The 12,136-nt window shown below is 59.7% G+C and carries 11 protein-coding genes; 7 read left to right on the top strand and 4 right to left on the bottom strand.

All coding sequences use genetic code 11. From position 1 onward, the window contains the following. Positions 1-740: 740 nt before the first annotated feature. From AC1D2R_RS21345 to AC1D2R_RS21315, 7 genes are all read left to right on the top strand, one after another. Positions 741-1,463 (top strand): FadR/GntR family transcriptional regulator, encoded by a 723-nt coding sequence (locus AC1D2R_RS21345; RefSeq protein ID WP_477970208.1) that lies wholly within the window; start codon positions 741-743, stop codon positions 1,461-1,463. Continuing rightward, complete coding sequence (locus AC1D2R_RS21340; protein WP_477970206.1) at positions 1,460-2,626, top strand: PLP-dependent transferase; 1,167 nt, start codon at positions 1,460-1,462, stop codon at positions 2,624-2,626. Before AC1D2R_RS21345 ends, AC1D2R_RS21340 begins: the two co-directional genes overlap by 4 nt. 41 nt (positions 2,627-2,667) lie before the next feature. Beyond that, on the top strand, positions 2,668-3,927 hold the full coding sequence (locus AC1D2R_RS21335; RefSeq protein WP_477970204.1) for an ABC transporter substrate-binding protein: 1,260 nt from the start codon (positions 2,668-2,670) through the stop codon (positions 3,925-3,927). A 91-nt stretch (positions 3,928-4,018) separates the two neighbouring features. Then, positions 4,019-4,954: a carbohydrate ABC transporter permease gene (locus tag AC1D2R_RS21330; protein ID WP_477970202.1), complete on the top strand. Its 936-nt coding sequence runs from the start codon at positions 4,019-4,021 to the stop codon at positions 4,952-4,954. 4 nt (positions 4,955-4,958) lie between these two features. After that, positions 4,959-5,789 carry a carbohydrate ABC transporter permease gene (locus AC1D2R_RS21325; RefSeq protein WP_477970200.1) on the top strand — a complete coding sequence of 277 codons (831 nt, stop codon included), beginning with the start codon at positions 4,959-4,961 and terminating at the stop codon, positions 5,787-5,789. A 4-nt stretch (positions 5,790-5,793) separates the two neighbouring features. Continuing rightward, positions 5,794-6,852 (top strand): ABC transporter ATP-binding protein, encoded by a 1,059-nt coding sequence (locus AC1D2R_RS21320; RefSeq protein WP_477970198.1) that lies wholly within the window; start codon positions 5,794-5,796, stop codon positions 6,850-6,852. A 342-nt stretch (positions 6,853-7,194) separates the two neighbouring features. Next, a complete protein-coding gene (locus AC1D2R_RS21315) occupies positions 7,195-8,124 on the top strand; it encodes a DMT family transporter (protein ID WP_477970196.1) in 930 nt (309 codons plus the stop codon). A 211-nt stretch (positions 8,125-8,335) separates the two neighbouring features. Here AC1D2R_RS21315 and AC1D2R_RS21310 read toward each other — a convergent pair whose 3' ends face one another. The 4 genes from AC1D2R_RS21310 to AC1D2R_RS21295 all read right to left on the bottom strand — a co-directional run bounded on the left by AC1D2R_RS21310 (position 8,336) and on the right by AC1D2R_RS21295 (position 12,129). Then, positions 8,336-9,097: a bestrophin-like domain gene (locus tag AC1D2R_RS21310; protein ID WP_477970322.1), complete on the bottom strand. Its 762-nt coding sequence runs from the start codon at positions 9,095-9,097 to the stop codon at positions 8,336-8,338. Positions 9,098-9,205: 108 nt separating this feature from the next. Continuing rightward, positions 9,206-10,342, bottom strand: a complete 1,137-nt coding sequence (locus AC1D2R_RS21305) for a calcium:cation antiporter (protein ID WP_477970194.1) — start codon at positions 10,340-10,342, stop codon at positions 9,206-9,208. Beyond that, positions 10,339-10,689, bottom strand: a complete 351-nt coding sequence (locus tag AC1D2R_RS21300; protein ID WP_477970192.1) for a hypothetical protein — start codon at positions 10,687-10,689, stop codon at positions 10,339-10,341. Before AC1D2R_RS21300 ends, AC1D2R_RS21305 begins: the two co-directional genes overlap by 4 nt. Before the next feature lie 207 nt (positions 10,690-10,896). Then, on the bottom strand, positions 10,897-12,129 hold the full coding sequence (locus tag AC1D2R_RS21295) for a pyridoxal phosphate-dependent aminotransferase (protein ID WP_477970190.1): 1,233 nt from the start codon (positions 12,127-12,129) through the stop codon (positions 10,897-10,899). Between the last annotated feature and the right edge of the window lie 7 nt (positions 12,130-12,136).

Below are 12,136 nucleotides of genomic sequence, written 5' to 3'. Positions count from 1 at the left end.
GTGTCCGGGATGAAGGGGCTCGAGCATTTAATTGCACCTGTTGAAACTTCGCTACTGAATCTTCAGGCACGAAACCGTCGGCGGCAAACAGACTAACATTCGACTATTTCTACAAATCATCGCCAGCTAGGTGATATTCCCGCGACGACGCGGTCGAAAAGGTCCGCGAAACGATAAAATGAAATGCCAATCGAGACCATATCTAGTTTTCGACGGTGGAGACGTAGAGGAACTTGTGACTGCGCTTTCTCACCAAACTGCAGAGACCAGTATCGGTCTCCGGACACCCGGCGGTTGATCTCCTGGAATCGGATAGCATTGGCAATCGCGCCTACCCCTACAATGTCAGGCGGTGAGCTTTTCAGGCGATACTGATAGTCGAGAAGTGCGCCAGGGCCATGGATGGCTTCCAGGTCGCTCCACGTCTTCAACAAACTATGCGCCACTTCAAAAGTTTCGACGAGATATGAGCGCGTCCGGCGTGCCGCCCCCGATTCCACCTAGCCCGAACCGGCTCCGCACTTCCGAGGGACGCTAAAAATAGGAGTATTATCCTAAAATGCGTCGATTTCGCAGTTTCGGAAACTCTTATGGCCACTTTTCGGAAAGTGGACCCCGTTTTTCGGAAAATGGAGGCGTCCTCTACATACATCGAGCCCTTGACGTCTCGGAATCTTTGATAAATGCTAGGATGTCAGACCAATTTAAATGGTCTCGCTGCCTATAAAATTTGGGGAACCATGAAGGCACCAACCAGCGATAGGCCGGTCATTCGGCCGCTTCCGGCGATGGACAGGGCACGTCAGGTAACAGACGCGCTCGCCGACTACGTCGAGCGTGCCCGATTGAAAGCAGGCGATCGCCTGCCGGCCGAGCGCGAGCTGATGGCTGCCTTGGCTGTTGGTCGTTCCACGATCCGTGAGGCCATCCGGCATTTCCAGGCGTTGGGTGTCACCGAGACCCGCAAAGGCAGCGGCACCTACCTGCTGAAGCCGGTTTCCAAGGCCACCATCCATATGCCGCTATCGCTCGACACCGCGCATATGCGCGATGCTCTGTTGCAGACGTTGGAGGTTCGCCGGGGCATCGAGTGCGAGGCCTGCATGGTCGCAGCCTCGAAGAGAACTGAGCAGGATTTGGTTTTCATCGAGCAAAACCTGGACGAGATGGAGCGCGTCCATATCGAGAAGGGCACTTCGGGTCCGGAGGATCTTGCCTTCCACCTCGCTATCTACGACGCCACCCACAATCCGCTCTTCCGTCAGCTTCTCGAGCAGATGCGCGAGACGTTCTGGCAGTTCTGGGAACACCCGTTCGAGCGTCAGGATTTTGCCCGGCGCTCCTTTCCATTCCACCGCACCCTCTTCAACGCGATTGCTGCCCGGAGCCCGGAGGCCGCGCGGGAAGAGACACTGAAAATCCTCGCAGTCGTCGAGGAAGACATCAAGGAAATGTCCCAATGAGCAACGGTGCAGACCCGTTCGAACTTGCCTCCCTCATCACCGCGCACGACGAAGGACACTTTGCCGAAGCAGTGGTGCCGCCGATTTTCCAGACGTCACTTTTTACCTTCTCCGACTACGACGACATGATCGCCTCCTATCGCGGCGAGAAGGTTCGGCCGATCTACACGCGTGGTCTCAATCCGACCGTGCGCATGTTCGAGGAAATGCTGGCGAAGCTCGAAGGTGCAGAAGACGCACTCGGCTTTGCAAGCGGCATGGCGGCGATTTCGTCTGCAGTCTTGAGTTTCGTTGAACCCGGCGACCGCATCGTAGCGGTCAAGCATGTCTACCCCGACGCCTTCCGCCTGTTCGGCACGATCCTGAAGCGGATGAAGGTGGAGGTCACCTATGTCGACGGTCGTGATGAAGAGGCCGTGGCCAAGGCACTGCCGGGTGCGAAGGTCTTCTACCTGGAGAGTCCGACGAGCTGGGTGATGGAGGCACACGACGTCGGGGCGCTGGCCGCACTTGCCAGGCAGCACGGCGTCGTCACCATGATCGACAACAGCTGGGCCAGTCCGTTCTTCCAGCGGCCGCTGACATTGGGTGTCGACCTCGTCATCCACTCGGCCTCCAAGTATCTTGGCGGCCATAGCGACGTCGTTGCCGGCGTCGTTGCCGGCTCCAGGGAGATGATTGCCCGCATCAAGGCCGAGGCCTATCCCTATCTCGGCGGCAAGCTTTCGCCGTTCGATGCATGGCTCCTGATCCGTGGCCTGCGCACGCTGCCGATCCGCATGAAGGCGCACGAGACCGCCGCGCTGACGGTCGCCAGGCGCCTGCAGGAGCTGGATGTCGTCGAAACCGTCTGCCACCCCGGTCTTGCCAACCGACTGCCTGCCGGCCTTAACGGCACGTCCGGCCTGTTCTCATTCATATTCCGCGAAGGCGTCGATATCCGCGCCTTTGCCGATCACCTCAAGCTCTTCAAACTGGGTGTGAGCTGGGGTGGGCATGAAAGCCTGATCGTACCAGGCGAGGTCGTGCTCCAGCAAAAGGCACAACCGAATTCCGCGCATACGTTCGGAATCCATGCGCGGTCCGTACGCCTCCATGTCGGCCTCGAAGGAACCGAAGCCCTGTGGAGAGATATCGAAGAGGCGCTTGCCGTCGCTTCGTGAAACTAAAAACCTGAGGAAAAACCTGGAAGGGGGAACTGACTATGAAAAGACTGATAACCGCAACCCTGCTTGCCACGATGATGGCTGGAACGGCACTTGCCGATACCACGCTGAAACTCGTCGAGGTCATCACCAGCCCGGAGCGTACCGAGACGCTGAAGTCGATCGTCGGCAAGTTCGAGGCCGCCAATCCCGGCACCAAGGTCGACATCATCTCGCTGCCCTGGAATGAAGCGTTCCAGAAGTTTGCGACCATGGTATCGGCCGGCGACACGCCTGACGTCATGGAAATGCCCGACACCTGGCTCTCGCTCTATGCCAACAATGGCATGCTGGAGAGCCTTGAGCCGTATCTTGCGAAGTGGGAATACACCAAGGGTCTGACGCCGCGCGCACTGGAACTCGGTCGCGACATCAAGAACACCGCCTATATGCTGCCCTACGGCTTTTATCTGCGGGCGTTGTTCTACAACAAGAATCTGTTCAAGGAAGCCGGCGTCTCTGCGCCTCCGAAGACGATGGACGAGTTCGTCGCCGCCTCAGAGAAGGTCTCCAAGCTGCCGGGCAAATCCGGTTACTGCCTGCGCGGCGGTCCGGGCGGCCTGAACGGCTGGGTGATGTTCGGCGCGACCATGGCCGGCTCCAACAAGTTCTTCAATGACGACGGCACCTCCACCATGAACAGCGAAGGCTGGGCAAAGGGTCTTGAATGGGTCGTCGATCTCTACAAGAAGGGCCTGGCACCGAAGGACAGTGTCAACTGGGGCTTCAACGAGACCGTTGCCGGCTTCTACTCCGGCACCTGTGCGATGCTCGACCAGGATCCCGACGCGCTGATCGCTGTTGCCCAGCGCATGAAGCCGGAGGATTTCGGCGTCACCAAGATGCCGGTCGGCCCGAGCGGCAAGGGCTTTACGACGATCGGTTTTGCCGGCTGGTCGATGTTCACCACCAGCCAGAACAAGGACCTCTCCTGGAAGCTGATCGAAACGCTTGAGGCGCCGGAAGGCAACATCGAGTGGAACAAGCGCACCGGTGCTCTTCCGGTCCACACCTCGGCAGCAACGGATCCCTTCTATGCGAGCGACCAGTTCAAGGGTTGGTTCGACGAGCTGGCAGATCCGAACATCGTCCCGACCGTAATGCCGACCTACCTCGAAGAATTCGCCTTCTTCAAGGATTCCCTTGCGATCAAGACGACACAGCAGGCACTGCTCGGCGATATCACGCCGAAGGAACTGGCCGACCAGTGGGCAGACTATCTCACCAAGGCGCAGCAGAAGTACCTCGCCAAGAAGTAATCAGCGATCTCGCGGCGGCGGAGCGATCCGCCGCTGCCCTTCTCCCTGATGCCGACAGCGCACCGGCGCTGCGAAAACGGAATTTTGCCTGATGACCATGACCGCCGATACGCTCGACAGTCGCCGTGACCGAAGGTCGTGGCTGAAGCGCGTCGCCGACGCCTCGGAACCATATCTCTACAGCGCGCCATCGTTGATCCTCATCATTGCGGTGATGCTTGTGCCGCTGGCGATCGGTGTCTCCTACGCATTCCGCGACATCCAGTTGCTCAATCCTTTCTCAGGCGGGTTTATCGGTCTCGACCACTTTCGCGCGCTTTCCCAGGATGGCGCATTCTACGGCGCACTGAGAAATACGCTCTGGTGGACCGGGGCTTCCGTCGTGCTGCAGTTCGTTTTCGGCCTCATCCTTGCACTCCTGCTCGACAAGCCGTTCTGGGGCAGGGGCATCGTACAGGCACTGGTGTTCCTGCCCTGGGCGGTTCCCTCCTTTCTAGCCGGCCTCAACTGGGCATGGCTCTTCAATCCGGTGATCGGACCGATCCCGCACTGGCTCTACGCACTTGGGCTGATGAACGAGCCGGCCAACATCCTGTCGGATCCGCACTATGCGATGTGGGGTCCGATCATTGCCAACGTATGGTGGGGCATTCCATTCTTTGCGATCACGCTGCTCGCCGCGTTGCAGGCGATCCCGCGCGACCTCTACGAAGCGGCTTCGATCGACGGCGCCACGTGGTTCCAGCGTTTCCGATCGATCACGCTCCCTTTCCTTGCGCCGACGATTGCCATCACGGTGCTTCTGCGCACCGTCTGGGTCTCGAACTTTGCCGACCTGATTGTCGTCATGACCGGGGGTGGGCCGGCCGATCGCACGCAGATCGTGGCCAGCTATATCTTCACCCAGGCCTTCAAGCGGCTCGACTTCGGCTACGCCTCGGCGATCGCGCTGGTGCTGCTCGGCCTGCTGCTTGCCTATTCGATGCTGATCATCCTGCTGCGGCAGACACTGCTGAACAAGGATTGAGGCCATGAGACGATCCATCCTTCCGACCATCGCCCACCGACTGGCAATCCTCTGCTACATCGCCTTTGCGCTGTTTCCGCTTTTCTGGCTGTTGAAGGTCTCGGTCACGCCGAACGACCTGCTCTATTCCGAAGGCGTGCGCATGTGGCCGTCGCGGACGACCTGGGAACATTACACCTTCGTCATTCAGCACAGCGCATTTCCGACGTTCTTCAAGAACAGCCTGATCGTGTCGGGATCGACGGCCATCGTCGTCACGATCTGCGCCTCGCTGTCCGGCTACGCGCTGTCGCGCTTCAATTTCCGGGCGAAGTACTGGATCGTGGCGCTGATGCTCCTGACGCAGATGTTCCCGCTGGTCATGCTCGTGGCGCCGATCTTCAAGATCCTCTCGCCATTGCATCTCACCAACAGCTTGACCGGCCTCGTCGTCGTCTACACAGCCTTCAACGTGCCGTTTGCGACCTTCCTGATGCAGTCCTTCTTCGACGGCATTCCAAGGGATCTCGAAGAAGCGGCGATGATTGACGGCGCGACGCAGTTCACGGCTTTCCGGCAGATCATCCTGCCGCTGACGCTTCCGGGCATTGCGGCAACGCTCGGCTTCGTCTTCACGGCTGCGTGGAGCGAGTTGCTATTCGCCCTGATGCTGATCAACGGCAACGATGCGGCAACCTTCCCCGTCGGGCTTCTCACCTTCGTATCCAAATTCTCGGTGGATTTCGGGCAGATGATGGCGGCGGGCGTTCTCGCGCTCATCCCGGCCGGTCTCTTCTTCCTGCTCATCCAGCGTTATCTCGTCCAGGGCCTGACGGCCGGCGCGGTCAAGGGTTAATCACATGGCATCGATCGATATCCAGAACGTCAAGAAGGCTTACGGCCACGTGCAGGTGCTGCACGACGTCGACCTGCGCATCAAGGACGGCGAGTTCGTCGTCCTCGTCGGCCCCTCGGGCTGCGGCAAGTCGACGCTGCTGCGCATGATCGCCGGCCTCGAGGACGTGACTGGCGGTGAGATCCGCATTGCCGGAAACCGCGTCAACGAGTTGCATCCGAAGGACCGTGACATTGCCATGGTGTTCCAGTCCTACGCGCTCTATCCGCATATGAACGTCGCCGGCAACATGAGCTACAGCTTGAAGCTGAGGAAAACGGCGAAGGAAAAGATCGCAAGTGCCGTCGGTGCGGCTGCCTCCAAGCTCGGCCTCGACCCCTTGCTTGAACGCCGTCCAAAGGCGCTTTCGGGCGGACAGCGCCAGCGCGTGGCGATGGGCCGTGCCATCGTGCGACAGCCGAAGGCCTTCCTCTTCGACGAGCCGCTGTCGAACCTTGACGCGCGCCTGCGCGAGCAGATGCGCGCCGAGATCAAGAAACTGCATGCCGAACTCAAGGCGACCTCGGTCTATGTGACCCACGACCAGATCGAGGCCATGACGCTGGCGGACCGGATCGTTGCCATGCATGGCGGCGTTGTCCAGCAAGTCGGCAGTCCGCTCGAGCTTTACGATCGCCCTGCTAATCTCTTTGTCGCAGGCTTCATCGGCTCACCGGGCATGAACTTTCTCGAGGCCACCTACGGCAATGGCAGTGCGCGGTTGAAGGACGGCACGATCATTGGGCTTTCTCAGCCGTTTGCCCTTTCGGACGGTGACCAGATCACGATCGGCATCCGACCCGAACATGTGACCATGACCTCCGACGGAACCGGCATGACGGCCACGGTCGAACTGATCGAGCCGACGGGCTTCGGCATCATTCTGCACCTGTCGCTCCACGGCCTGCCATTCAAGATATTCACGCAGAATCGCGATGCCCTTACTGCCGGACCGCAAGTTACGGTCGCCTTCCCAGCCCAGCATCTGCATGTATTCGACGGAAAAGGAAACCGGGCTGACTAAAGCGCGAGGCCGCAAAGTAAGGGCGGGGCGAGCATGGGTTCGCCCCGCCGAGGATCGGCGCGCGGCCGCGCTTTGCGCTTGCACACGCAAACGCCGCCTTCCCGATCAAGGCAGGACCGATGGACACCAGACGGCTGTCGATCCCGCCGAAGCATAGTGAACAGCCGTCGGATCCAAAATGGGTCAGTCATGGGTCAAATTGCGGCTCCCCCTGCGGGCGCGGTTGCATTCCCTCCTCTCGCCCGAAAAACCTTCGGAATGTACTGGATGCGCCCGTTATGGGCTTGAGGACAAGAGAGAAGCAGCAGTAGGTGGTCCTCCGGACGCGAGTCTTCTCGCGAGGTGAAAGCGGGAGGCAGTGCGATCTTCAAGGACAGTAAAAAGGCAAGTGGGTATGCGTTCACGCTCCTTGCTGTGTTCATCTTCGCCATCCAGGACAGTTTCTCCAAATATCTTGGCGAACGATACTCGCCCATTTTCATCACGATGATCCGCTATTGGGTTTTCGCTGCATTCGTCATTCTTTTTTCATCCAGGCGCCTGGGCGGGCTTCGAGCGGTCGCTGCAACCAAACGTCCGGCACTCCAGATCATGCGCGGCGTTTTGCTGGTCGCCGAGATTGCGATTTTCGTTTTCGGACTCGCTCATACGGGACTTGCGGTCACCCAGGCCATCTTTCAGGCTTCACCCTTGATCGTCACGGTGCTGTCGATACCATTTCTCGGTGAGCACGTCGGCTGGCGGAGGTGGTTAGCGGTTCTGGCCGGCCTGTCTGGCGTGCTTCTGATCATCAATCCCACGGGTGGCCAATTCAGCGCCTATCTCTTGGTGCCACTGATATGTGCCTTCATGTTCGCCACCTATAGCGTTGCGACACGGGCTGTCAGTCGCCACGATCAGGCATTCACGAGCCTATTTTACACGGCGGTCGGTGGGGCGGTTGCCATTTCGATTGTTGGTCCCTTCTATTGGGCACCAATTGCTCAATCGGACTGGCTGTTCGTTGCAGCACTCGGCGTCAGCGGCTCGGTTAGTCACTATTGCCTAATCCGCGCTTACGATTTCCTGCAGGCGTCCGAGGTCCAACCCTTGACCTATCTGCAGCTCGTGGTCGGTGCTGTCATTGCAGTGGTGTTCTTCGGTGAAACGCTGAGCTGGAACATGTTGCTTGGTACGGCGATTGTCGTCGGCGCGGGTTTGTTTACAATGTGGCGCGAGCCTCGGGCGCATTCCAAGAACCGCCCGGCTGGCAGATCCGGTGTGTCTTCCTAAGGTATTCCCATGGACGCGATGGCCGGTGGCGGCCGATCGCCTCCGCACGGAAACCGCGGATGGCGGCTTCACCAAAGAGGTGTCGGCAGCCTCGTCTAGGAGAACGTGCTGCTTCGTAGAGTGGGGTTATGATATCCACGATGACCAATGATACGCGAACCGAATGAAGACGCCGCCAGTTGATCCGGCACTGGTGATGTCGTCCCGGACGCTACGGAAGGCCCATCTTGGATAGCGCAGCGTGCAGTGGCCCGTCTGATACGTGGATCAGACCGGCGTAGGGGTGTGCCATGTCGTTGATGATGAAAATAGCTCCGCCGACCGACACCGCACAGATAATGATGATGGATATCACAGTCGCATTGTGGGGCGACAGGAGCCCGAACGTCAGGAAGATCACCGTCAGCCAGAAGGTGAGGACGACAAGGAAGGCGGTGGGCAGACCTTCATTATCGCTTTCGAGCACCAGCCAGTGGCCCTCCGCAATCGCGCTGCTCACCTCCAGCGCCCGGGCCTTCAAAAGCCTGTGCACCTCGTCCTGGGGCGCAATCGCCCTTAGCAGCTTCTGGACGGGCTCGATCCCCAGATCATCCTGAAGGGCGCTTTTCGGGACCTCTCCAGCGTCGCTGCCCCACGTGTCATTGATGCGCACCTTGACGAGGTCGGCAAGCCAATCGCGCGCTTCAGCCGTTTCGGGGCCGTATTGCGCCAGCACCCGGTCGAGCAGCACGAGGCGAGCAGCTGATGTCTTGAGTTCCGTTTCAGCATCGTCGAATGTCGTCTTGGCGGACGCAACCAGGAAGCCAATCGCAAGCGCAGACAGCGTACCGACAACCGCCGTCGCAAGCTTGATCGCGTCCTTCGATTCTGTCGAAAGATGGTGGTCTGGAAGACGCCCGCTGATCCAGGCACCGAGCATGGTGGCTACTGACAAAAGAAGCGCGATGACACATCCGGTCGCCAGCGCCATCATCTTGAACCCGCGCCAATACCGGCCGTGATCGACTTCCATCGAGTTCGGATCGTGCATTTTCGGTCGCCACGGGGGCTGAAGGCAAAGGAAAGCATCTGATCCCATTCCTCAGGTTTCGAAAATCAGCAGAAAATAGGCAACGAACAACACAAGATGGACTGCGCCCTGCATGAGATGCGTGCGCCCGCTGGCAAACGTGATCACGCTGAGCGCAAGCGTCAATATCAACATCACGGGATTGCTGTGGTCCAGTCCCAGCACGATCGGATTGCCGCTGAGGTGGCTGATCATCAGCATCGCCGGAACGGTCAATCCGATGGTCGAGAGAACGGAACCCAGGAAGATGTTCACCGAACGCTGCAGGTGGTTTGCGACCGAAGCGCGCACGGCGCTGATGGCTTCCGGTGTGGCAACGAGCACGGCCATCACGACGCCGCCGAGGGCTGCAGGCGCGTGCAGCGTCTCGATGAAATAGTCGATTGGCGGTGCAAGCTGTTCCACCAGGAAGACTACCAGCGCCATGTAGGCAAACAGCAGCACCACGGAGGGCCACAGGGGACCTGCGTGCGTGGCTGCATGTGCGGGCGACAAGCCTTCCTCGCCATCATCAATGAAGAAGCCGCGGTGACGGCCCGTTTGCAGGATGAGGAACACACTGTAGAGCCCGACGGAGATGAAGGCCAGGACCGTTTGCTGGATGGTGGAGTAGGCGGGTCCGTCCGGTTCGTGGGTGAAGTTCGGCATGATCATGCTGAGCACCGCCAGAGGCACGATGACCCCAAGATAGGCATTGGCGCCCTGCAGATTGTGGCGCTGCTCGTGACGTCTCCAGGCTCCGACGAGCAGCGACAGGCCAACCATTCCGTTGAGAATGATCATCACCACGGCAAACAGAGTGTCGCGAACAAGCGTTGGGTTGTTTTCACCATGGGACATGACGGCGGAAATGGCCATGACCTCGATCGAGGTGATGGCCAAGGTCAGTATAAGCGTCCCGTAGGGTTCTCCCAGCCGCGCCGCAAGGTGGTCGGCGTGGCGAACCACCGACAGTGCCGAGCCGAGCACGACAGAAAACAGCCACAGGAAGATTGCCGTCAGCCAGACGGGATTTTGAAGCAATCTGAAAAGGAACTCGCCGTAGCCAAGGAAGACGATACTCGTCAGCAGGCTGATGGCAAGAAACCACTCCCGGCGCGCCAATCCTCCAACGCCTGCGTGTCGTGACATGCCTGGCCCCGCCGTCACGCTGCCGCACTTCCGCAGTTGTCGGGAACGGGACGGACAACACGGCCCGCAACCGGATGAGCCCTCCAGGTGACGGCTTCACGCACCTTGAATTCAGGACCTTCGTGGGTTCGAAATTCCATGTCGCCGGGAATGACTGTCGGGGTAAGGGGTGGATGGATCGTCGATCCGCGCGTCGTCCTAGCCGGGGTTGCAAATACCGTGCCTGAAGGGCGGTCAGGCGGGCTGACGTCATCCGTCATGCGCAAACCATCGGCGCAGCTATATTGGGCGCCTTTCGAAAAGGCCGTCATCGGTGCGAGAGCCACCAGAACCGATACTGCGCAAACCGTTGTCTTGCGGCCCATCTGTTGACCCTTGGAATCCTCTCAGCCCCCCAGGCGGAGCGAATTATGAGAGTGTATTGATACACTTGGCCACTTGATCAGGCTATGTGAAATATCGACGGTTTGCCTACTTACTTCGGGCTGCCGTTTGCCACCTGCTCCAGTCGGGGGGCATCCGCCCGGACTTGTCGACGCGAGACCGATATCCGGCCTCGCGTCTCGATCGTGTCAGACAAGTTTGTCGCACGCCACGCCAATCAGACGAAGTGCTTCCTTCAGATCGCTCTCGGCGGAAGCATAGGAGATCCGGAAAAACGGCGAGAGGCCGAACGCCGAGCCCGGCACGACGGCGACATGCGCCTCTTCCAGGAGGTAGGCACAGAAGTCGCTGTCGGTCTCTATCATGCGGCCGTAAGGTGTCATGCGACCGAGAATGCCGCCACATCCGCAGAACGTGTAGAAGGCGCCGTCCGGAACGCGGCAGTCGAGACCGTCGATGGCATTCAGCCCGGACACGACGAGATCGCGCCGGCGCCGGAAGCTCTCCGTTCGTTCCACCAGAAAATCCTGCGGACCGTTGAGGGCCGCTACCGCCGCAGCCTGACTGATGGAGGAGGGGCAGGATGTGGATTGGCTTTGCACCACTGACATTGCCTTGATGAGGGCTTTCGGACCGCCGGCATAGCCAATGCGCCACCCCGTCATGGCATAGGCCTTGGACACACCGTTGACGGTGAGCGTCCGTTCGCGAAGCTGCGGCTCCAGCTGCACCGGGGTCACGAACCGGAAGCCGTCATAGACGATGTGTTCGTACATGTCGTCGACCATCAGCCACACATGCGGGTGCCTGAGCAGAACCGCGAGGATCGGCCTGTAATCTTCGGCGCTGTAGGCAGCCCCCGATGGGTTGGACGGCGAATTCAGCATCAGCCAGCGCGTCTGTGGCGTGATTGCTGCTTCCAGTTGCTCCGCCTTCAGACGAAACCCGTTGGCTGCGTCGCAGGCAACAAGCACGGGCTTTCCACCACAGATCTCCACGATGTCGGAATAGGAGGTCCAGTAAGGCGTCGGGATGATCACCTCGTCACCCGGGTCGACAGTTGCCATCATGGCATTGAAAAGTATCTGCTTGGCGCCGGTTGCGACGGTAATCTCGTCAACACCGTAGGACAGTTCGTTTTCCCGCGCGAACTTGGCGCGGATCGCCTCTTTCAGCGCCGGCGTGCCGTCAAGTGCGGTGTACCTGGTATCGCCGCGTTGCATCGCCTCCCAGGCGGCCTCTTTGACATGCTCGGGCGTTTCGAAATCGGGCTCGCCAGCGCCGAGAATGATGACAGGCTTGCCGTCCCGCTTCATGGCGGCAGCGCGCGCGCCGATTTGCAGGATTTGCGAGACGCCGATGGAGGACAGTCTGGAGGCGGGCCTGAAGCCTGCCTCCTCGACCCGTGTGTTGATGGTCATGGCCGAT

The organism is Rhizobium sp. P1_C7 (genome assembly GCF_056406295.1).
The sequence above is the reverse complement of the archived record's forward strand: the minus strand, read 5'-3'. Positions and strand labels throughout refer to the sequence as shown.